Here is a 23,378-nt window from a genome sequence, read left to right as displayed (position 1 = left end):
GTACGTACCACTTGGGGTGTTCGCGTTTACTGTTATTGTTCCGTCTGCATTCAATGTCAAGCCTGCTGGAACCGTTACTCCTGCTAAGGTTACTTCGCCTGCATTGGTGCCGATTACAACTGGGTTTGCATCTAAACTATCATTGACCAAAACACTTGGCGTGCTGTCTCCTGTGGTTACTGCTGCTGGTGTGTCGTTAGCTGCAACTATGGCATTGGCAACGACAACCGTTACGGTTCCATTTGTACAATTAGAAGGTATTACATTTAATCCATTAGATGGATTAACTTCACATAATTGGTAAATAATGGTATAGCTTCCACTTTGTGTGTTACTTGCTAACGTTAATACTCCGTTCGCATCTATACTTAATGGCCCAGTCGTAATTGGTGTTACATCGGTATTGGTCGGTTTAACTAATTCACCATTTAAAGTATCATTTGCAGTTACATTCAACACTACTTTTGGATTTACTCCAGTATTTACTGTTATTGGACCATCAGCAACGGCATCAATTGGATTCAAAACGACAACCGTAGCAGTTGCATTTGTACAATTAATAGGATCTGCTCCCGACTCACACAATTGATAAATAATGGTATATGTGCCTGAAACAGTATTTGCAGCTAACGTCAACATTCCATCTACATCAATACTTAGTGGTCCTGTAGTAATTGGAGTCACATCTGTATTTGCAGCTGTAACTGCTATACCATTTAATGTATCTGCTCCATTAGTATTATCAATTAAGACATTTCCTACTGAAGAAGCTGTTGTAGTACTAGGAACTTGAGTCGCAAAAATATCATCAAATGCATTAATTTGATTACTAATAAGAATTTTCGCATTTGCAGTATCGCAATTAGTAGGATTTATTACTTCACAAATTTGATAAAAAACCATATACGTACCCGAGGTCAACGCTGAAGGAACAGTTATGGTTCCGTCATTATTAAGAACAAAACCTACCGGTGCTATTCCTACTAATGTTAATGTAACATCAGCTGGATTTAAAATAGCACCATTAAGAGTATCGTTATTTAATACTGATGTAGTAACTCCACCATTTCCACCAACATACGCCACTGCCGTAAAATCATCAACAATTGCATCTACAGCAGCCTCAAAAACGTTTACGGTAACTGTAGATGTACTACAATTAGCTGGAGATGAATCGATTTCACATATTTGATATTCTAATGTTTGAGGTCCTGCGGGAGTTCCCAGTGCAATAGTAATTGATCCGTCTGGATTTAAAGTCAAAGCAGGATTTGAAATTGTAGTTGTCAAAATTACATCAGTAGGATTGATAGGTGGAATTCCACTTAAAGTATCATTCCCTAATACTGAACCAGTAACCGCTCCAGGAAGCCCACCTGTAACATCTGGATTAGCCACAATAGAATTCAAAACTACTATCGTAGCAGTTGCAGTATTACAATTTACTGGGTTTGCTCCTACCTCACATATTTCATAAGTTAAATTATAAGTTCCAGAAGGTGTGTTATCTCGTAAAGTTAAATCACCATTACTAGCCACACTTAATGGTCCTGATGTTAGTGGAGTTACATTAGTATTTGTATCTGTTACCAAATCTCCATGTAAAGTATCATTTGTAGTTACATTTAAAACAATTTTAGGAATGTTTGCAGTTGTCACTGTAATTGGCCCATCATTTACTCCAATTAATGGATTCTGTACTACCACAGTTGCTGTAGCTGTATCACAATTCAATGGACTTGCTCCAAACTCACACAACTGGTATGTAATTAGATAAGTTCCAGAAACAGTGTTCGCTGCTAATGTTAAATTGCCGTCAATATCAATACTTAAAGGGCCTGTGGTAATTGGTGTTACATCGGTGTTAGCAACTGTTACTAAAATAGTATTTAAAGTATCATTATCTGTAACATTTAATATAATCTTAGGTGTTTTCGCTGTAGCTACAAATGTTGGACCATCGTTTACAGCATCAATTACATCAACCGGTACTGGTGTACTAGTTGCCGTATTGTTTCCGGGTGTTGGATCTGCTTCATTGGCTGTTATTGTTGCTGTATTAGCATAACTTCCTGTTGCGTTAACTGTGGCGGTGATGTCTAATGTAGCACTTGCTCCATTGGCTAAGGTGCCTACAGTCCACACTCCTGTTCCACTAGTGTACGTGCCTGTTGATGCGGTTGAACTTACAAAGGTATAACCCGCTGGAAGTGCATCGGTAACAGAAACTCCCGTTGCTGAACTTGGTCCTACGTTGCTGGCTGTTAAGGTGAAAATGACATTGCTGCCTACGTTTGGTGTAGGGTTATCTACTGTTTTAGCTACGCTTACATTGGATTGTGGAACTGGTACTGGTGTACTCGTTGCACTATTGTTGCCCGGGGTTGGATCTGATTCATTAGCTGTTATTGTTGCTGTATTGGCATAACTGCCTGTTGCGTTAACTGTGGCGGTGATGCTTAAAGTTGCACTTGATCCATTGGATAAACTGCCAATAGCCCAAACTCCAGTTCCACTACTATATGTTCCTGTGGCTGTTGTAGCACTTACAAAACTATAGCCTGCCGGTAATACGTCTGTCACTGAGACGCCTGTAGCTGCACTAGGTCCTGCGTTGCTGGCTGTTAAGGTAAAGGTAACATTGCTGCCCACATTTGGTGTGGCACTACTAGAGGTTTTAGTGATCCCAACATTGGATTGTGGAACTGGTACTGGTGTACTCGTTGCACTATTGTTGCCCGGGGTTGGATCTGATTCATTAGCTGTTATTGTTGCTGTATTGGCATAACTGCCTGTTGCGTTAACTGTGGCGGTGATGCTTAAAGTTGCACTTGATCCATTGGATAAACTGCCAATAGCCCAAACTCCAGTTCCACTACTATATGTTCCTGTGGCTGTTGTAGCACTTACAAAACTATAGCCTGCCGGTAATACGTCTGTCACTGAGACGCCTGTAGCTGCACTAGGTCCAGCGTTGCTGGCTGTTAAGGTAAAGGTAACATTGCTGCCCACATTTGGTGTGGCACTACTAGAGGTTTTAGTGATCCCAACATTGGATTGTGGAACTGGTACTGGTGTACTCGTTGCACTATTGTTGCCCGGGGTTGGATCTGATTCATTAACTGTTATTGTTGCTGTATTGGCATAACTGCCTGTTGCGTTAACTGTGGCGGTGATGCTTAAAGTTGCACTTGATCCATTGGCTAAGGTGCCTACAGTCCACACTCCTGTTCCACTAGTGTACGTGCCTGTTGATGCGGTTGAACTTACAAAGGTATAACCCGCTGGAAGTGCATCGGTAACAGAAACTCCCGTTGCTGAACTTGGTCCTACGTTGCTGGCTGTTAAGGTAAAGGTAACATTGCTTCCCACATTTGGTGTGGCACTACTAGAGGTTTTAGTGATCCCAACATTGGATTGTGGGTTTACTATCAAATCTGCTGATGTTGAAACAACATTCCCACACACATAATCACTTTTTGTTATAATTACTCTATAATCATAGCCATTCTGTGTTAAAGTTACTCCTGTTAGATTTAAAGAAGATGTTGCTGTTCCTGAATATATTCCCGTATCTGAAATATTAGACCATACTGTACCTCCATTAGTACTCTCTTGCCATTGGTATTGGATAGTGCCTGAAAATGAAATTGTCACTGAAAAAGCAGCATTACCATTAAAAAATGTCACCTGATTAGCAGGTTGAACTGTTATCACATTACCAACAGTAATTACATTGGTATATGTCCCAGAGTACGAAGCACCAATTACTGTTCCATTGGCGTTAGTCGGAGCTGGATCTGCTCCTGAACCATATTGTCCCCCTCCACCATCAGCCGTTGAAGAATTATAATATTCATTGGAATCTGAACAACCATCATTATCTGAATCTAAATCTAAATGATTGGGCAAAGGATCAGAATCTGAACTTGACTCGTAAATATCAGGAAAACCATCACCGTCAGCATCTGTATAATTTGTCACTGAACCGTCAGCATTTGCTGTATAAGTAGGTGATTGGCCGCTATTATTTGTTGTATCCAAATAGTTAGGCAAACCATCACCATCTTGATCTCCATTTGGATTATTCCCTCCAGCTTCAACAGAATCTAATATCCCGTCATTATCATCATCTAAATCAATAGCGTCGTTTTTACCATCTCCGTCCGAATCTTGCAAACAAACTGAATATAATGGCAAAGTGATAGCAAAATTATTTTGATTCATATCAAATTCCTTCAGAAAACCGCTATTTGCATAATTATCAAATTCAATACTAGAAACATCATTAAATTCAAACATTACTCTGCTCGGAGCAGTTCCTGATTCATTAGCGGTGCCCGTGGCATTTAGATCTGGTGGTGTTTTGTCAATAACTAATCTTGTAGGATCGGCTGTACCGGCAAATCTCACTGAAGCACCACAATCTGTAGCTAAAGCTTCATTGTTGGGTCCATCAATATCATTAATAACAAATCTAAAGTCGTCTAAAGGAATAGTTGTTATACCGTCAGCTCTTAAAAAAGTAAAGCGAATTCTTGATTTATTATTAGGTATTCCAGTACCTCCAGCGCCATGGGTATAAACAATATTATCTCCATTTTGTGTGAAAGTTCCTGCTTGAGGCCCCGCTATTCTCTCCGCCCTAACTCTAGCAAGTAACGGAATAGTGGGAGAAGTAGCACTAAATAAAGCATTATTAGTACCACTACCTGAAATTACACCTGTTATAGCTACATTTTGAAAATTTTGAGATATCCCAAAATTATAAAAGAAAATAAAAATTAAAACAACTATTTTATCGAAGTACTTGATTTTTAGAAATTTTAGGTTAGTAAAGTTTTTCATTTTTGTAAGTTTTTCATTTATGTAAGTTCGTTAGAGCCAATATTGTTAATGCTTTTTTGATAGCTAGACAGAGTAAAAGTAGCTTAATTCATGCAAATTAATCACACTCAACACCTACACTTTGTTAAAATTTTAATTATTTGCTTTTAAATAGGGTTGTTAAATTTGACTAAAACTATACCAATATAAAATTTTGAGTTTAAAAATAAACTAAATATATTTTTCAATCAACTTCAACCAAATTTCCTCACTCGAGAGAGTCTAAAGCTGCTTCAATTTTTTTTTAATTTAAGAAAAACTTATCTAAATAGTTACCTGCCTTTTTTTTTAAAATCATTGATTTGATTTTTATTAAAATTTGCAAGTACTTTTTTTTACTATTATTTATTATCCATCTTGATGTTGCATTCATAGTTCAAAAACAACATTTTTCCACAATGAAAAACTTTTAAAGATGTTATACTTTATGTTATACTTGAAGAAGTAAAAATTTACATTTTGACTTACAATACCTAAACTTGCAAGAAATTGAAAACAAAAAATTAAATCTTTTATTTTCACTACTAATTTTAATCAAATAATTATTCTCAGTTGCTTTATTAACACTCTTAAATTTACATTTTAATATCTCACATATATTTAAAGCACGCTGCAATTTTTAAAATGAAATTTTTGTTAAAAATTAAAACAAACTCAGATAAACATGATAGTGTGTTTTTCGTATAATCACAAATACTTTATGATGATGATATATCGAAATAATTACTACAAACTAACTAAAATTACTGTAATCTACATTCTAAAAACCCCAAATTTGAATCTACTTATTTTTTTTTAAAAACGTTAAATATTTCCTAATGATATCTTAAAATGAAAAAAAATATCGAAAATACTACATTTATTAACATTTGAACATGAAAATAATTTTAAAAAATAAAAAATCGATTAAAAGCATTAAAATCGGTTAAAATACATTTATTCATACTTAATCAAGAAAATATTACTGCACTTTTTTCTTTAGTGAAATAAAAAACAGCAATAAACACAGTGGTTCACAGAAATGCATATGCCCAAAAATAATTTCAGAAAGTTATATAAAATAGTATTTCTAGACTTTAATACAATATTAAGATTCTAAAAGAGAAATCTAGGTTTGGTAACAACCTGTTTACTTCAGCACCGACTTCAGTTCCTGGCGGTATTGTGAAGCGCTTTTACCTGTAAATTCTTTGAATGATTTATTAAAATAACTAAAGTTATTGAAGCCACTTTCATAACAAATCTCAGTAATGCTAATGGGTTTTTCAGCCAACAGTTTAGAGGCGTGAACCAAACGGTAATCATTGACAAATTTGGTAAAGGTTTTCTTGGTTATCTTTTTAAAATATCTACAAAAGGAGGGCTCAGTCATACACACCAATTCCGAAACTTTTTCCAGCGTAATATGTTCCTGAAAATTATCTTTTACGTAATTAAAAACAGCATTGATGCGGTCATTATCCTGCATTTGCATTTCCATCGAAAATCCATCGGCATTCAAAATGCTAGCTTCTTTGGATAATTCCAATTCATTCAGAATACTTAACATAGTCAACAAGCGATCAAACTGCGACTGTTGTTCCATCGATTCTATTTTCTTCCCGATATTTTTTTTGGTTTCACCGTGAAAAGCAATTCCGGCTTTGGCTTGACTAAAAAGATTCCTAATATTGGTCATTTCGGAAATATCAAAAAATCCATTCCCCAAGAAATCAGGTTTCATCTGTATGACCGTTTCATTTTTGTTTCCGGTTTCTTCATTGGTAAACCCACAATGCGGTAGGTTACTTCCTATCAGAATCAAATCACCATCGGTATAATAGGAAATGTGACTTCCTATCTGGCGTTTTCCAGAACCTCCATTTACAAAAACAAGTTCAATTTCAGGGTGATAATGCCACAAGTGTGCTTTGCTGTTAGCGTTTTCGACATACTTCGAAAAGTAAAAAGAACTCCCAAAGGATGGAGCAATAATTTCAAAAGCTGGAGGTACAATTTTCATACGAATCCCTATCTACAATTAGCACAAATTTACCAAAAATAGATACTCAATTAACTTTTTTAACCTTAATCGATTTCGTAAAAGGTAAAATAGCACATAAATTAGAAAATTCAGCACTACTCATACTGAATAGGTTAGGCTAATTTAGCATCAGATAAATATCATTATAAATCTAAAAAATTACAATTATGAAAAAGATTTTAAAATTTAGTTTAGTGTTAGCAGCAATAGTATTGACTGCCGTACAAGCACATGCAGGAAACGCAGATTTTTCACTGGATTTAATAAAAGAAGAAGGAAAAACTGTAAGTTTTAGTTTGAAAGAGATTAAGAAAATTGATTTGTCTATTTATGACACCAATGACAGTTTAATCTATCAAGAAAAAGTTACTTCTGAAGATAACATTAACAGAACATACGATTTGACTGCTTTGCCAGACGGAATCTACTTCTTGAAAGCAGAAAGTGCTCTTAAAATTTCAAAATATAAAATTGAGGTAGTAGGTAACAAAGCAAAATTGTCTACCAATGCTATTTCTGAAGTGTACAAACCAGTTTTGGTAAACAAAAACGGAATCGTTGCTCTTAATGTCTTAAACCTTGAAAAAGTTCCGGTTACTGTTGCTGTTTACAACTCAGATCAAACTGAAGTGTATAAAGAAACTTTCGCTGCTGATCTTCATGTTGGCAAAATATTTGACTTAAGTAGCGCTCAAAAAGGTAAATATACGTTTGAGATAACCTACAATAGTAAAACATTTAGCGAAACAGTTGCTACCAAATAGTGATTAAATAAATTGTAGTAATTATGAGGCTGTCTTTATTAGACAGCCTTTTTTTTTTGGTTTTAAACAATTGAAAATACTAAAGATTTCCAATAATCTTATCCATAACCCAGCTCGTATGAACTCCTGTTAAACCTGTGGAAGGGTGTTTACTGTTCCCCAAAAGGTCTTCTCGCATTTGCTGAACATGATACAACTGTATGTTTTCAGGATGTTCAATGAATACCTCAGTTTGCCTCGCTTCGTTCGAAAGTACCAGAGGATCATTTTCAAATACAGAAAATGTTATTTTTCCTTTACTCCCAAAAACCTCCACTTTATCTTCACGTTCATAGCAACCAAAGTTCCAACTTCCAGAACCTGTAATTCCAGACTCATGCAGCCAACAGGCTGTCGCTGCATCTTTAGCCGAATACAATCCCTGTTGATTCAGACTTAATCCAGAGACCTCTTTTATATTTCCCAATAAATGTGTGAATAAATCCAGACCGTGACTTGCTAAATCATCAAAATAACCGCCTGTAGCAATCGTGGCATCAGTTCGCCAATTGTATTCTCCAGATAAATCTTTAGCATTTGCCGATTTACTCAAATGCCATCTTATGTGCCTGATTTCACCAATGCAACCTGTATCTAACCACGTTTTCACTTGTTCAAAACGAGGTAATGTCCGACGGTAATAGGCAACAAACAAAGGAATATTTTTTGCGGAAAATGCATTGTAAATTGCAAGACTGTCTTGGTAATTTGGAGCCAAAGGTTTTTCGATACAGCATATCTTTCCGGCTTCAGCGACTTTAAGTCCGTAAAATTTATGAACATCCGGAGGTGTAGCAATATAAATCGCATCAATCTCAGGATCATTAATTAAATCATCAGCATTCGTGTAATACTTACTAATTCCGTGTCTTTTAGCATAATCTGCAGCTTTATCCGCATCTCTTCGCATTACTGCGACCACTTCAAAGCCATCAGTTTTCTGATATGCGGGGCCACTTTTCAGTTCGGTAACATTTCCACATCCCAATATTCCCCAACGGATTACTTTTGTACTTTCACTCATAATTACTGATTTTTTATTGCTTCTGAGAATTTAGAATAAAAAGGTTTATAGTTTTAATCACAACCATCGATTCCACAACTGTCTCCATCGGTAGTATTCAATACCGTAACTTTCGAATCAAATTTACCTTCTTCCCATACTTTTTCAAGTGTTTTTACAAATGTTTCGACATGTTGGGCACCCGAAACTGCATATTTATTATCAAAAACAAAGAAGGGAACACCTTGAACACCCACAGATTGCGCTTCATCAATATCTTGCTGCACTTCATTTGTGTAGGCATTAGAATGCAATACTTCTTCAATGGATTCAGCATTCAGTCCTACTTCCAATCCCAATGCTTTCAATGTATCTAAATCATTTATATTCTTGCCATCGGTCAAATACGCTTTGAACAGTAATTCTTCTAAGTCATTTGCCAAATTATACTTTTTAGCCAAATGCAACAAGCGATGCGCATGCAATGAATTAGCCATAATCGCTTTTTCAAAATGAAAATCCAAACCTGAATTTTTAGCATTTTGAGTCATATTGTCAAGCATCTCATGTGCCCAATCGGTATCTTTTCTATATTTTTCTGCCAAATGCTCTACCATATTATCCTCGGGAGAAGCTACAAAGCCAGGGTCTAGCTGAAAGCTTTTCCATTCAATTTCAACTGCATCTTTATGTTCGAAATTTTGTAAAGCACCTTCTATTCTTCTTTTCCCTATATAACAAAACGGACACATGATATCCGACCAGATTTGTATTTTTAATGTATTTCTCATCTTACTTCTTTTAATTAAACTCAAAGTTAATTCTACAATACAAATTTAATCAATTCAATTTGGAGCTTTTTAGGTTTTAGTATTTAATTATAGATACTGCAATAGTCAATACTTATTCAGATCAGAAAACACCTTTAAACAAAAAACCATCAAAATTACTCTTGATGGTTTTCTGTATATTTTAAAACTTTGGTTTATGCCAATAAATCCAACACAAATGAAGGGTACAAACCTAATGCGATATTCAGTACAATTGCAATAACAGCAACAGCATAAATAATAACGGGAGTTCCTTTTCGTTCTTCATTTGGTTCTTTCGTGTACATCGCCAAAATTAATTTGAAGTAGTAACCAACGCTTATAATTGAATTTACTACAGCTACAATTACTAAAGCCAAGTAACCTGCTTGAATCGTTTGATTGAACAAAACCAACTTAGCAAAGAATCCGGCAAAAATTGGAATACCAGCCATAGAAAGTAAAGCTGCCGTAAGAATGGCTGCTAACAATGGATTTGTTTTTCCCAATCCGTGGAAATTAACCACATCTTCGTTGTCTCTATTTTTACAAACGTATAAAATCACACTAAAAGCTGCGATTCCAGATAAAGAATACGCTGAGGCATAATACAATAAACTTCCAGCTGATGTAGACAAACTCAATAAAGTCATCAACATAAAACCAGCATGAGAAACCCCTGAAAAAGCCAACATACGTTTTACATTCGTTTGTCTCAATGCCATAATATTACCAACTGTCATCGAAGCCATAGAAATAATAACTACTACCATTTTGAACGACTCAGAAACATCAGCATTCATAACAGATAATAATTTGTACAAAGTTGCCATAGCAACTACTTTGGCTAAAGTACTCATCAACGCTGTTGTCAACGCTGGAGAACCTTCGTAAACGTCCGGTGCCCAGAAATGGAATGGAACTGCAGCCACTTTAAATAACATTCCGATTGTTACCAATACAATTCCGATTGGAAACCAAACCGGCAACTCAGCTGATTGTGATAATTCGCTGATTTCAGTAACATCAAAACTTCCCATGGCTCCGTAAATTAAACAGATACCAAACAGAATGATTCCCGAAGCAAAAGACCCCATCAAGAAATATTTCATTCCAGCTTCGTTACTTTTCAAATTCATACGATCACTTGCCGCAAGAATATAAAGCGCAATTGATAATACTTCTATTCCTAAAAAGAACATTGCTAAGTTCCCAAAAGAAACCATCGCCACTGCTCCTGCCAATAAAAATATTTTTATGGCAATATAATCAGAGATTTTAGATTGATGATTTTCGTAAAAGTTATGTCCTAAAGCCACTAAGAAAATGGTAAGCGCTATAAACAAAGACGAAAAAGTACTTGAAAATTTACTCACAACAATCATGTTGTTGTAGTAACTCTCGGTAGAATTAAATTCAGATATAGTTAAACCCAGCACCCCCAATAATCCAAGTATTGTTATTGGAACAATGGCTTTCCTTAAATTAAAAATTTCAAATAAAAGGCATAAAACACCTAATCCTATTATAGCTATTAATGTATTCATTTTTTATTTGACTTAGTTAATTCGGTTTATTTGAGTTAAAATTTCTTCCAGACTTGGCGTAATCAAATCGGTAATTGGCTTTGGATACATCCCAAAAAAGAATAAAACACCAATTATAAGTACCAATGTTATTCCTTCATTGATCGTTACATCAGCAAAAACTTTAGAATTGGTTTCTCCCAACATTGCATGTTGAAACATTTTCAACATATAATACGCTCCTAAAATTATCGTTGTTCCTCCTAAAATAGCAAACCAAATATTAATTTGTGAAAGGCTGTATAAAACGGTGAATTCTCCAATAAAGTTAAAAGTAGTAGGCAAAGCAACAGATGCCAATACCAAAATCAAAAACATCGAAGTAAATTTTGGTGATTGCGTACGAATACCGCCCATTTCAACAATGGCTCTAGTTTCGTATCTTCTGAAAATAATTTCAGCGGCATAAAACAATCCAACAACTACAAATCCGTGAGCAATCATTTGTAAAACTGCTCCGCGCAATCCGTCTAATGTCAAAGTGTATGTTCCTGCTGCAATCAAACCAACGTGAGCCAAAGAAGAATACGCTAATAATTTTTTTAAATCTTTTTGTTTCAATGCTACGATAGATCCGTAAATCACACCTGCAATTCCAAGTCCTATGAAAATATACATGTATTCTTTGGCTGCCAATGGCGCCAATGGTAATTGCCAACGGATAACACTGTATAATCCCATTTTTAGCATGATACCAGACAAAAGCATTGTCCCAACAGTTGGTGCTTTTTGATACACATTTGCTTGCCAAGTGTGGAAAGGAATTAATGGAATCTTAATGGCATACGCCAAGAAGAAAGCCAAGAATATCCACAATTGTTCCGTTGCTGATAAATTTAATTTGTATAAATCTTCTAATAAAAGACTTCCTGCTTTTTGATACATGTAAATAAAAGCAACCAACATAAATAAAGAACCTGCAAGTGTGTAAATAAAGAATTTAACTACCGCTTTTTTACGTTCTTCTGTATCTCCGTTACCCCAAATTAAGGCGATAAAGTAAATAGGAATCAATGCTAATTCCCAGAAAATATAATACAACAAACCATCTGATGCCAAGAAAGTCCCTGCCATAGCAAACGCCATAAACAAGATTAAAGCATAAAATGATTTTGAATTTTTATAGTCATTTCCAAAAGAGGAAAATATAATTATTGGAGTCAAAACTGTGGTCAATAAAAGCATTGCCATTGATAATCCGTCTGCTTTTAGAGCAAAAGAAATATTAGGCTGCGTAATCCACTGGTTGATGAAACTGATATTTTCACCTAAATTATAGTGATTTAACAATACAATAGAAGCGCCTGCAGCAGCTAATCCAAAGAACAAAGCCACTTTTGAAGCCAGTTTATCGCCTGCAAGAAAAGTTGCAAACGCACCAACCAAAAATATAATTAATATTAGAGATACATTCATAGTATAAGATTATTGAGCTAAAAATAAATAAGAAACAATGGCACAAAGCCCTAATACGAAAACAAAAAGATAAAGACCAATGCTTCCATTTTGTATTTTCTTTCCTTGGTAACTTATTTCGTTGGTAACTTTTCCGAATCCAAAAACTAAAGCTGACAAACCAGTTTCTACAGTGTCTCTGAAAAAACGAGACAAGAAATTAATTGGTTTAACAAAAATAGCGTCATAAAATTCATCAACATAATATTTATTGTAAAGCACTTTAGAAAATCCTGTAATAGCAGCATCTTCTGTTGGAACTGTATTTTGTTTGATGTATTTGGCGTAAGCCATACCTATTCCTACTAATCCACCCACAACAGCAATAGCCATCAAGATATATTCAGTAGTTCCTAAATGGTGTTCAGCGGTTGCTAATTTTGGTAAAATTGGAATCAAATAATGATTCAACCAACTGTTTCCTGGCAAACTAATCATACCACCGATGGTAGCCAAAATTGCTAAAACAATCAAAGGAATGGTAATCAAAGATGGACTTTCGTGCAAATGGTGTTTTTGTTCTGCGGTTCCTCTGAATTCTTGGAAGAACGTTAAAAACATTAAACGGAACATATAAAAAGCAGTCATTATAGAAGCAACCGAAGCCACAACCCATAACGGAATATTATGATGGAAAGCCACTAATAAGATTTCGTCTTTCGAGAAAAAACCTGAGAATAATGGAACTCCAGAAATTGCTAAAGAAGCAATCAACATCGTTGCAAAAGTAATTGGCATTGCCTTTTTCAAGCCACCCATATTTCGCATGTCTTGTTCTCCGTGCAAAGCATGAATTACAGAACCTGAACCCAAGAACAAACAAGCTTTGAAGAAAGCGTGCGTGATTACGTGGAAAACAGCCACTTCATAAGCGCCTAAACCTAAAGCCAAAAACATTAACCCTAATTGAGAAACGGTAGAATAAGCTAAAACTTTCTTGATATCATTTTGAACCAATCCAATTGTTGCGGCTACCAAAGCAGTAACAGCTCCAACAATTGCAATTATAGATTGTACATCCGGAGTCAAATCAAATAAGAAATTCAATCTGGTAATCATAAAAATTCCTGCAGTTACCATCGTAGCTGCGTGAATTAATGCTGAAACCGGTGTTGGACCCGCCATCGCATCCGGTAACCAAGTATACAATGGAATTTGTGCTGATTTTCCACAAGCTCCAATAAATAAAGAAAAAGCAGCAACTGAAAGCCAATACATATTAAGATCCGTTGCACCAGCAATAGCCGTTTTTAAAGTAGCGTAATCTAAAGTTGAGAATAAATTTCCAAGAATGAAAATCCCAACTAACAACCCTAAATCACCAATACGGTTCATGATGAATGCTTTCTTTGCAGCGTCATTGTACTCTTGGTTTTTATGCCAAAATCCAATTAACAGATACGAACAAAGACCTACACCTTCCCAACCGATGAACAATACTAATAAGTTACTTCCTATTACTAATGTAATCATGAAGAATATAAACAGATTCAAATATGCGAAAAACTTGTGCATATTTTCATCATCATGCATGTAACTGATGGAATACAAATGAATCAAAGAACCAATTCCGGTCACAAAAAGCAACCATAAAATGGACAATTGGTCCAATTGAAATCCAAAATCAACATTGAAATTACTGATTTGGATCCAATCAAAAAGTGAAATACGAATTCCTTCCGGTTGCGCTGCAATTCCACTGAAGAAATAAGCAGTTGCAATAAAAGAAACCAAAACTGAAAGAGTTCCTATTATTCCAGAAAGTGATTTCCCAAGGCTTTTGCCAAAGAAAACATTGATTAAAAATCCTAAAAAAGGAGCGAGAACTAAAACTAAAGCTATATTGGTATTCATTTCCATTTATCCTTTTAAGTTTTTTAAATTATCGATAGTAATTGAACCTAAATTTCTAAAGATAGAAACCAGAATTGCCAATCCTACCGCAACTTCTGCAGCAGCAACAGCCATCGAAAAGAACACAAAAACTTGTCCTTGCGCATCTTGATGATAAGTTGAAAATGCTACAAACAATAAGTTTACTGCATTCAGCATAATTTCAATTGACATAAATACGATAATGGCATTTCGTCTGTACAACACTCCGAAAACGCCAATACAAAAAAGTATTACGCTTAGGAATATATAATTTTCAATACCAATGTGGTTTAAAATATTGTTCATCTTATTTTTGCGATTTTTCTTTTTTAGACAATAACACAGTTCCAATCATAGCAACCAAAAGTAATATAGAAGCAAATTCAAACGGAACCATATATTCATTCAGCAGTATTTTACCTAATACTTTTATAGACTGATAATCTTCGCCGGTAGTTACGTATTCGCCAACAATAGGTTTTGAGTTGATAAAAATAGCTATCAAAACCAAACAGATTAAACAAAAAGAAACAATAGCTCCTAATCGAGTAATTCTAGGTCGGTGTACTTCTCTTTCCTCATTTAAATTCATCAACATGATGGTGAATAAAAACAAAATCATAATCGCTCCAGAATACACAATAATATGCACTATCGCCAAGAATTGAGAATTCAATAATAGATAATGACCTGCAATCGAAAAGAAACAAATCACTAAATAAATTGCACTGTGAATCGGATTTTTGCTAAAAATTGTCAAAAATGCGGTTGCTAATGTGATAGCAGCCAATACACAAAAAATTATAAGTATCGTAGACATTAGTTAGCGTTTTTAAGTTGAGCGTTTTTCATTGCCATTTCAAGCGGCATGACCAATTTGTCTTTTCCAAAGATAAAATCTTCTCTTTCATAGCTTGAAGGAACCAGAACTTTAGAAGTTGTCAAGTAAATGGCGTCTTTCGGACAAGCCTCTTCACACAATCCACAAAAAATACAACGCAACATATTGATTTCATAAATCGATGCATATTTTTCTTCTCTGTACAAATGTTTTTCATCTGCTCTGCGTTCTTCAGCCTTCATCGTAATCGCTTCCGCAGGACAAGACAACGCACATAAACCACAAGCCGTACAGTTCTCACGACCTTGCTCATCACGTTTCAACATGTGCTGACCGCGATACACCGGACTCATTTCACGTACTTGCTCCGGATATTGAATCGTTACTTTTCTAGTGAACAAATGCTGAATCGTAATTATCAAACCTTTGACAATCGCAACAAGATACATTCTTTCCCAAAAAGTCATCTCCTTGTTAGAGACTTGCTTTTTTCTTCCCGATAAGGATATACTTTCTATTGACATTTTTTATTTTTATTTGAAGCTTAATCCTGCTATTCGTTTCAATCTTTATTGTTTTCAAAGAAAAAACAATAAAGGATTTCCACTGCTATCAGGGCTAGGGCTTTTTCGGTACAATTAAAATCCTAAATAAGTTGCAATTTCACTTCTCAAAATTACAATTCCGGTAATTATAATATTAATAATCGATAACGGAATTAATATTCTCCAACCCAAATGCATCAATTGATCGTATCTGAATCTTGGAATAGTCCAACGAACCCACATATAGAAAAATATGAATCCACACAATTTGATAAACAAAGCACCAAATCCTAAAATGTTGGCAATATTTACACCCCAGTTTTCAACAGCCCAACTCATTCCAGGATAATTATATCCTCCAAAGAATAAAACCGCCAAAATTGTAGAAGAAATAAACATATTCGCATATTCAGCAAATAAATAGAATCCCATTTTCATCGATGAATATTCGGTATGATATCCTCCAATTAATTCACTTTCGCATTCCGCTAAGTCAAAAGGAGTTCTGTTCGTTTCTGCAAAAGCACAAATTAAAAATATAATAAAAGATAACGGTTGGTAGAACACATTCCAATTCATTCCTGCTTGTTGTGCCGAAATCTCTCTTAAACTCAACGTTCCAGTCATCATCAACAAAGCAATCATCGAAAGTCCCATGGCAACTTCATAAGATACCATTTGCGAAGCAGCACGAACCGCACCCATCAAAGAGAATTTATTATTAGATGCCCAACCACCAATCATGATTCCGTAAACACCTACTGAAACAACTCCAAAAAAGTATAATAATCCAATGTTTAAATCAGTGGCCTGCAATAAAATATCTCTTCCAAACAAATGCAATTTATCTCCCCAAGGAATTACGGCACTGGTCATTAAAGCGGTACTCATTGCAATTGCCGGACCTACAAAAAACAAAAATCTGTTTGGTGTATTAGGCTCAAATTCTTCTTTCGAGAATAATTTTAAACCATCGGCAAGCGGTTGAAACAATCCAAAAGGACCGGCTCTATTTGGTCCAACACGATCTTGAAGCCAAGCGGCAACTTTTCGTTCAGCCCAAGTGGAATACATTGCCATTAACATTGTCAAAGCAAAAACCGCAATAATAATGACACTTTTTTCTATGATAATAGTACTATCCATTATTACCCAAGCTTTTTTGATTAATAATGTCTTCCTCAGTCAATGGAATTTCAACCATGCTTATTTTCTTACGGTCTTCTTCTCTACCTAAAAGAATATTTTCTTCAGTAGCGATTTCCACTTTTTGTAATTTTCTGTTGTATTTATTTTGGTTGATAACCGAATCTTTTTCGAATGCTCTTGGTCCTTCAATAGTCCAATCTGCAATGTCTTTGTGATCAAAACGACATCCATTACAAATAAATTCATCTACTTCATGATACTCATCTTTTCTTCCGGTAACACGTTGGATTTCGTCACCAAACATCCAAACGGTAGTTTTTCCAGAGCAAGTAGGGCAATTTCTGTGTGCATTATAAGGCTTACTGAACCAAACTCTGGATTTAAATCTAAATGTTTTATCAGTTAAAGCTCCTACCGGGCAAACATCAATCATATTTCCGGAGAACTCATTATCAACCGCTTTTGAGATACAAGTTGATATATTAGAATGATCTCCTCTATCCATTACTCCGTGTACACGATCATCAGTCAATTGATCTGCAACCATTACGCAACGGTAACATAGAATACAACGGTTCATGTGCAATTGAATATTTGGACCAATATTTTCTGGCTCAAAAGTTCTTTTTTCTTCGATAAAACGAGTTTCTGATTTCCCGTGCTCAAAGCTTAAGTTTTGCAAATCACATTCTCCTGCCTGATCACAAACCGGACAATCTAACGGGTGATTGATCAATAAAAATTCCGTTACTGATTTTCTGGCTTCGGTTACTCTTGGCGAAGATTTACTGTTTACTTCCATTCCGTCCATACAACCGGTTACACAAGATGCCATTAATTTAGGCATTGGTCTTGGATCGGCTTCACTTCCTTTGGAAACTTCCACTAAACAACAACGGCATTTTCCACCGCTACCTTTTAGTTTAGAATAATAGCACATTGCTGGCGGAACTACTTCTCCACCTATCATACGTGCTGCCTGCAGGATTGTTGTTCCTGGTTCTACTTCTATGCTTTGACCGTCTATGGTTACTTTCATTTTCTGAAATTCTTGACTTTATACGATTACTTTAGAAACTAAATGCTTTACTTTTTCAAAAGGTTCAGCAACAAAATGATCTCTATTTTTTATTTTTTCCGGGAAACGAATATGGTATTCAAACTCTTCTCTAAAGTGACGAATTGCTGCTGCCACTGGCCAAGCTGCTGCGTCACCTAAAGGACAAATGGTATTTCCTTCAATTTTACTTTGAATACTCAATAGCAAATCGATATCTTCTTCACGACCGTGACCGTTTTCTATTCTGTGTAATACTTTTTCCATCCAACCAGTACCTTCACGACATGGAGAACATTGTCCACAACTTTCATGATGATAAAAACGAGAGAAATTCCATGTATTACGAACAATACAAGATGTATCATTGTAAACAATAAATCCGCCTGATCCTAACATAGAACCTGTAGCAAATCCACCGTCACTCAACGACTCGTATGACATCAAACGATCTTCACCGTTTGCCGTTTTATAAATTAAATGGGCTGGTAAAACGGGAACAGAACTTCCTCCCGGTACAAATGCTTTCAAAGGTCTGTCAGAACTCATTCCGCCTAAATATTCATCAGAATTCATGAATTCGTAAACACTTAAACCCAATTCGATTTCGTAAACACCAGGATTTTTGATATGTCCTGAAGCCGAAATTAATTTAGTTCCTGTAGAACGTCCAATACCAATTTTAGCATATTCTGCCCCTGTATTATTGATAATCCAAGGCACAGCGGCAATTGTTTCTACATTATTTACAACCGTTGGATTTGCCCAAAGTCCTGAAATAGCAGGAAATGGTGGTTTGATACGAGGATTTCCTCTTTTTCCTTCCAAAGATTCAATCAATGCAGTTTCTTCACCACAGATGTAAGCTCCGGCACCACAATGAACATAAAGTTCTAAATCGTACCCTGAACCTAATATATTTTTACCCAAAAATCCAGCGGCTTTTGCTTCATTAATGGCTCTTTCTAATATTTTATAAACCCACATGTATTCTCCACGAATGTAGATGTAAGATAGGTTTGCACCCAAAGCATAACTGGAAGTAATCATTCCCTCAATCAATAAATGAGGAATAAATTCCATCAAATAACGGTCTTTGAAAGTTCCTGGCTCTGATTCATCCGCATTACAAACTAAATGTCTTGGTTTTCCTGATTTTTTATCAATAAAACTCCATTTCATTCCTGCTGGGAATCCTGCTCCACCACGACCACGCAATCCTGAAGTTTTCACTTCCTCAACTACTTCGTCTGGCGTTAATGTTTTTAGGGCTTTTTCTACTGAAGCATAACCACCGTTTTGACGGTATACTTCGTACGTTTTAATTCCTGGAATATTTATTTTGTCTAATAATATTTTTTGTGACATATTATTTATCGTGTAATATTATTGTATCGTTTTTGCAATCATCAATTAACTGGTCGATTTTTGCTGCCGTCAAATGTTCTTTGTAAAAATCGCCTAATTGCATCATTGGAGCGTAACCACAAGCACCTAAACATTCAACACCTCTAACTTCAAACAGACCGTCTGGAGTAGGCTCGCCTACTTTTACACCTAGTTTTTCACAAGTGTAATCCATTAAATCCTCTACTCCATTCAAACAACAAGGAGAAGTTTGACAAAATTCAAACATGTATTTTCCAACTGGTCTTTGGTTGTACATCGTATAAAACGAAACTACTTCATAAACTTCAATTGGTTTAATCAAAAGGATTTCGGCTACTTTATTCATTAATTCAATACTCAACCAATTGTCGTGAGCATCTTGAACTTCATGTAAAACAGGCAATAAAGCCGATTTTCTTTTGTCTTCAGGATAATGACTGATTAATTCATTGATGCGGGACATCAATGCTTCAGTGATATTTATTTCTTGTTTGTGATAAGTTCTTTCCATTTTTTTTAAATCTGAAATCTAAAATCGTTAATTAACAATCTGATATCTTTTAAGCGTCTAATTCTCCGGCAATAACATTTAAACTTGACAAAATAACAATTGCATCCGATAGTAATGAACCTTTAATCATTTCTGGATACGCTTGATAGTAAATAAAACAAGGTCTGCGGAAATGTAATCTATATGGAGTTCGACTTCCGTCAGTAACCAAGTAAAAGCCTAGTTCTCCATTTCCACCTTCAACAGGATGATATATTTCGGCAACTGGAACAGGAACTTCACCCATCACAATTTTGAAATGGTAAATCAATGATTCCATACTTGTGTATACATCTTCTTTTGGAGGAAGGTAATAATCCGGAACATCAGCATGGAAGTCATTTCCTTCCGGCATTTTTTCTAATGCTTGACGAATGATACTCAAACTCTCCCAAACTTCGGCATTACGAACACAAAAACGATCGTAAGTATCTCCAGATTTCCCAACAGGAATAATAAAATCAAAATCCTCATAAGAAGAATACGGTTGCGCTACACGGACGTCATAATCGACACCTGCAGCACGTAAATTTGGACCTGTAAATCCGTAAGCCATAGCTTGTTCAGCCGTTATAGCTCCAACATTTATAGTTCTGTCAATAAAAATTCTATTTCTTTCGAATAAGTTTTCAAATTCTTTCCAGGCAGCAGGAAATTCCGCTAAAAAAACATCTAATTTTCTAAAAGCTTCTGGTGACCAATCTCTTTCGAAACCACCAATTCTTCCCATATTAGTTGTCAAACGAGCTCCACAAATTTCTTCGTAGATTTCATACACTTTTTCTCTAAATTGGAACACATATAAAAATCCGGTATACGCTCCGGTATCCACACCAAGGATTGAATTACAGATGATATGATCCGTGATTCTAGCCAATTCCATTACAATTACTCTTAAATATTGTGCTCTTTTAGGAACTTCAATATCCAACAATTTTTCTAATGTCATCCACCAACCCATATTGTTTATAGGCGATGAACAATAGTTCATTCTATCAGTAAGAGGTGTGATTTGGTAAAAAGGACGATTTTCAGCGATTTTTTCGAAAGCTCTGTGAATGTAACCAATAGTTGGTTCCGCTTCTAGAATTCTTTCTCCATCCATCAACAAGATATTTTGAAAAATACCGTGTGTAGCTGGGTGAGTAGGCCCTAAATTTAAGATCGAAAGCTCGCTTCCGTCATCGTTTAGTTGGGCAGCAATTCTTTTAGCATAGCGATGCTCTGGTGGTAATAATAGTTCTGACATTTATTTAATGTGAAAAATTATAATAGTGTGTGTTTTTAATAATTGTCGGTTGTTCTTCCAAAGAAACGGTCATCTTTATCTGTTCTTCCGCTATCTTCCATTGGAAATTCTTTTCGCATTGGAAAAGAAATCATTTCATCCATATTCAAAATACGTTTCAATTGTGGATGACCAATGAAGTTTATCCCATAAAAATCATATGTTTCTCTTTCCATCCAATTAGAGCTCAAGAAAATGTTTGATATCGTTTTTATTTCTGGATTTTCACCGTTGATAAATGCCTTGATTTTAATTCTTTTGTTTTCGTACCAATTGTGCAAATGATACACCACTGCAAATTGATGATCCACATCATTGTCAGGATAGTGAATCCCACACAAATCAGTTAAAAAATGAAAACGCAATGTTGGATCATTTTTCAAAAAAAGAATCACCGCCGTAATTTTATCGGCAGCGACTTCAAATGAAAATATATCTCTTTCCTGATTGAATTCAAAAACAGCTGAATCAAATGTTTCAACTAATTTTTCTTGGATTTGTATCGTTTCTAGCGCCATTATTTTATTTGATATTATAAGAAGCTAATAATTCTTGGTATTCTGGAGAACTTCTTCTTCTTACCGATTCCGTTTTAACCAACTCTTGCAATTTCATAACTCCGTCAACAATTTGCTCTGGTCTTGGCGGGCAACCCGGAACATAAACATCAACCGGAATTACTTTATCAATCCCTTGTAAAACAGAATAAGTATCAAAAATTCCACCAGATGAGGCACAAGCTCCAACAGCAATTACCCAACGAGGCTCTGACATTTGTTCGTAAACCTGACGTAAAATTGGCGCCATTTTTTTCGAAATCGTCCCCATTACCATTAGCATATCCGCTTGACGAGGAGAAAAACTCACTCTTTCAGAACCAAATCGTGCCAAATCGTAATGCGAAGCCATTGTTGCCATAAATTCAATCCCACAACAAGATGTTGCAAAAGGCAAAGGCCACAATGAATTTGCACGAGCCAATCCCACAACATCATTCAGCTTTGTAGCAAAGAAACCTTCACCAACAACGCCTTCCGGAGGGGCAACCATATTTATATTTGAATCACTCATTTTTTATTATTTTGAATTATAAATTCTGAATTACAATGACATCATTTAAAATCAGCATTTAAAATAAATTTTTATTCCCACTCTAATGCTTTCTTTTTGATGATGTAGAAAAATCCCACCAAAAGCAAAAGCATAAAAATCACCATTTTAACCATTCCTTCCATTCCCAATTCCTTGAAATTGATTGCCCATGGATACAAGAAAATCACCTCAACGTCAAACAAAACAAATAAGATGGCTACAAGGAAATATTTAACTGAAAATGGAATTCTCGCATTTCCAACAGATTCAATCCCACATTCGAAGTTCTTATCTTTGATTTCAGAAGATCTTTTAGGGCCTAATTTTCCTGAAACTATTATAGTTCCTACAACAAATCCTACAGCTAGGATAAACTGCATTAAAATTGGTATATAATTTAATTGATCGGATTGCATATTATCGATTTTTTTGAATAAAAATAAGCCACAAAGATAACTTTCAAATTATTAAATAACAATAAAAACTCAAAAATACATCGCAACTACAACGTTGTAAATTTACAATTTTTATTAATTATAAATAAGAAAAGATTTTTATCTTAAGATGTGTTTAACGTTTAAAAAATTAACAATTCTAAAAACAAGGCTTGTTTATTCCGAAAACGACAACAATTTTGAATAAAAAAAAAACGTTCCGAAATAAATCGGAACGTTTTTTAAACATTCGTAGGCAAAAAAAATTAATTTTTTTATGCTTAGATAACTGCTACTTTCGCAGCAACTTTTCCTTTTCTTCCTTCTTCTTCTTCATAGCTAACTCTGTCACCTTCGCGCAATTCTTCCGCGTTGATTCCTGATGCATGAACAAAAATGTCTTTTCCTGTTTCTTCGTCTGTAATGAATCCGTAACCTTTAGATTCATTGAAAAATTTAACTGTACCTGTACGCATTGTAATAGTAATAATAATTTATAATGGAGCAAATGTAATATTTAATATAATACGAAAGACATTCTTCTCTTTTTATTTTGTAAAAATATTGATATTCAACGTTTTCTAACAAATTT

General features: G+C 35.2%; 19 protein-coding genes and 1 pseudogene. 1 reads left to right on the top strand and 19 read right to left on the bottom strand.

All coding sequences use genetic code 11. The features are described from left to right. Positions 1 to 4,848 (bottom strand): annotated as a pseudogene (locus QLS65_RS05525) (hypothetical protein); the annotation flags it as partial. 1,168 nt (positions 4,849 to 6,016) lie between these two features. Beyond that, positions 6,017 to 6,889, bottom strand: a complete 873-nt coding sequence (locus QLS65_RS05520) for an AraC family transcriptional regulator (protein WP_282715733.1) — start codon at positions 6,887 to 6,889, stop codon at positions 6,017 to 6,019. A 188-nt stretch (positions 6,890 to 7,077) separates the two neighbouring features. Between QLS65_RS05520 and QLS65_RS05515 the strand changes: the two genes are divergently transcribed. Then, on the top strand, positions 7,078 to 7,674 hold the full coding sequence (locus QLS65_RS05515; protein ID WP_282715731.1) for a T9SS type A sorting domain-containing protein: 597 nt from the start codon (positions 7,078 to 7,080) through the stop codon (positions 7,672 to 7,674). Positions 7,675 to 7,753: 79 nt separating this feature from the next. On the opposite strand, the gene QLS65_RS05510 is transcribed toward QLS65_RS05515, so the two are convergent. The 17 genes from QLS65_RS05510 to QLS65_RS05430 form a co-directional block, all read right to left on the bottom strand. Next, positions 7,754 to 8,737 (bottom strand): Gfo/Idh/MocA family protein, encoded by a 984-nt coding sequence (locus QLS65_RS05510; RefSeq protein ID WP_282715729.1) that lies wholly within the window; start codon positions 8,735 to 8,737, stop codon positions 7,754 to 7,756. A gap of 53 nt (positions 8,738 to 8,790) precedes the next feature. Continuing rightward, the gene (locus tag QLS65_RS05505; protein ID WP_282715727.1) at positions 8,791 to 9,507 is read right to left on the bottom strand and encodes a DsbA family oxidoreductase; all 717 of its coding nucleotides are present in this window, start codon (positions 9,505 to 9,507) and stop codon (positions 8,791 to 8,793) included. 194 nt (positions 9,508 to 9,701) lie between these two features. Further along, positions 9,702 to 11,072: an NADH-quinone oxidoreductase subunit N gene (locus QLS65_RS05500; protein ID WP_282715724.1), complete on the bottom strand. Its 1,371-nt coding sequence runs from the start codon at positions 11,070 to 11,072 to the stop codon at positions 9,702 to 9,704. Between the two features lie 12 nt (positions 11,073 to 11,084). Further along, positions 11,085 to 12,527 carry a complex I subunit 4 family protein gene (locus QLS65_RS05495; protein WP_282715723.1) on the bottom strand — a complete coding sequence of 481 codons (1,443 nt, stop codon included), beginning with the start codon at positions 12,525 to 12,527 and terminating at the stop codon, positions 11,085 to 11,087. A gap of 9 nt (positions 12,528 to 12,536) precedes the next feature. After that, positions 12,537 to 14,420, bottom strand: coding sequence for an NADH-quinone oxidoreductase subunit L (nuoL, locus tag QLS65_RS05490; protein ID WP_282715721.1), 1,884 nt, complete (start codon positions 14,418 to 14,420; stop codon positions 12,537 to 12,539). 6 nt (positions 14,421 to 14,426) lie between these two features. Then, a complete protein-coding gene (gene nuoK / locus QLS65_RS05485) occupies positions 14,427 to 14,747 on the bottom strand; it encodes an NADH-quinone oxidoreductase subunit NuoK (RefSeq protein WP_066079401.1) in 321 nt (106 codons plus the stop codon). Position 14,748: 1 nt separating this feature from the next. Next, positions 14,749 to 15,261 carry an NADH-quinone oxidoreductase subunit J family protein gene (locus QLS65_RS05480; protein ID WP_282715719.1) on the bottom strand — a complete coding sequence of 171 codons (513 nt, stop codon included), beginning with the start codon at positions 15,259 to 15,261 and terminating at the stop codon, positions 14,749 to 14,751. After that, on the bottom strand, positions 15,261 to 15,806 hold the full coding sequence (locus tag QLS65_RS05475) for a NuoI/complex I 23 kDa subunit family protein (RefSeq protein WP_091172451.1): 546 nt from the start codon (positions 15,804 to 15,806) through the stop codon (positions 15,261 to 15,263). Before QLS65_RS05475 ends, QLS65_RS05480 begins: the two co-directional genes overlap by 1 nt. Positions 15,807 to 15,920: 114 nt before the next feature. Further along, positions 15,921 to 16,973, bottom strand: coding sequence for an NADH-quinone oxidoreductase subunit NuoH (gene nuoH, locus QLS65_RS05470; RefSeq protein ID WP_282715717.1), 1,053 nt, complete (start codon positions 16,971 to 16,973; stop codon positions 15,921 to 15,923). After that, positions 16,966 to 18,015: an NADH-quinone oxidoreductase subunit G gene (locus tag QLS65_RS05465; RefSeq protein WP_121340741.1), complete on the bottom strand. Its 1,050-nt coding sequence runs from the start codon at positions 18,013 to 18,015 to the stop codon at positions 16,966 to 16,968. The genes nuoH and QLS65_RS05465 overlap by 8 nt, the downstream gene beginning before the upstream one ends. Before the next feature lie 18 nt (positions 18,016 to 18,033). After that, positions 18,034 to 19,401 (bottom strand): NADH-quinone oxidoreductase subunit NuoF, encoded by a 1,368-nt coding sequence (gene nuoF, locus QLS65_RS05460; protein WP_113636420.1) that lies wholly within the window; start codon positions 19,399 to 19,401, stop codon positions 18,034 to 18,036. Position 19,402: 1 nt separating this feature from the next. Next, the gene (locus QLS65_RS05455; RefSeq protein ID WP_282715714.1) at positions 19,403 to 19,933 is read right to left on the bottom strand and encodes a complex I 24 kDa subunit family protein; all 531 of its coding nucleotides are present in this window, start codon (positions 19,931 to 19,933) and stop codon (positions 19,403 to 19,405) included. A 49-nt stretch (positions 19,934 to 19,982) separates the two neighbouring features. Continuing rightward, on the bottom strand, positions 19,983 to 21,221 hold the full coding sequence (locus QLS65_RS05450) for an NADH-quinone oxidoreductase subunit D (RefSeq protein WP_282715712.1): 1,239 nt from the start codon (positions 21,219 to 21,221) through the stop codon (positions 19,983 to 19,985). Positions 21,222 to 21,256: 35 nt separating this feature from the next. Then, positions 21,257 to 21,778, bottom strand: a complete 522-nt coding sequence (locus QLS65_RS05445) for an NADH-quinone oxidoreductase subunit C (RefSeq protein WP_099713780.1) — start codon at positions 21,776 to 21,778, stop codon at positions 21,257 to 21,259. 4 nt (positions 21,779 to 21,782) lie between these two features. Then, positions 21,783 to 22,331 (bottom strand): NADH-quinone oxidoreductase subunit B, encoded by a 549-nt coding sequence (locus QLS65_RS05440; protein WP_066335808.1) that lies wholly within the window; start codon positions 22,329 to 22,331, stop codon positions 21,783 to 21,785. Between the two features lie 71 nt (positions 22,332 to 22,402). Then, the gene (locus tag QLS65_RS05435; protein ID WP_282713500.1) at positions 22,403 to 22,768 is read right to left on the bottom strand and encodes an NADH-quinone oxidoreductase subunit A; all 366 of its coding nucleotides are present in this window, start codon (positions 22,766 to 22,768) and stop codon (positions 22,403 to 22,405) included. A 299-nt stretch (positions 22,769 to 23,067) separates the two neighbouring features. Next, positions 23,068 to 23,262: a cold-shock protein gene (locus QLS65_RS05430; protein WP_007137066.1), complete on the bottom strand. Its 195-nt coding sequence runs from the start codon at positions 23,260 to 23,262 to the stop codon at positions 23,068 to 23,070. Positions 23,263 to 23,378 lie beyond the last annotated feature (116 nt).

The organism is Flavobacterium algoritolerans (assembly GCF_030010385.1).
In the GTDB taxonomy this organism is placed as follows: domain Bacteria; phylum Bacteroidota; class Bacteroidia; order Flavobacteriales; family Flavobacteriaceae; genus Flavobacterium; species Flavobacterium algoritolerans.
The sequence above is the reverse complement of the archived record's forward strand: the minus strand, read 5'-3'. Positions and strand labels throughout refer to the sequence as shown.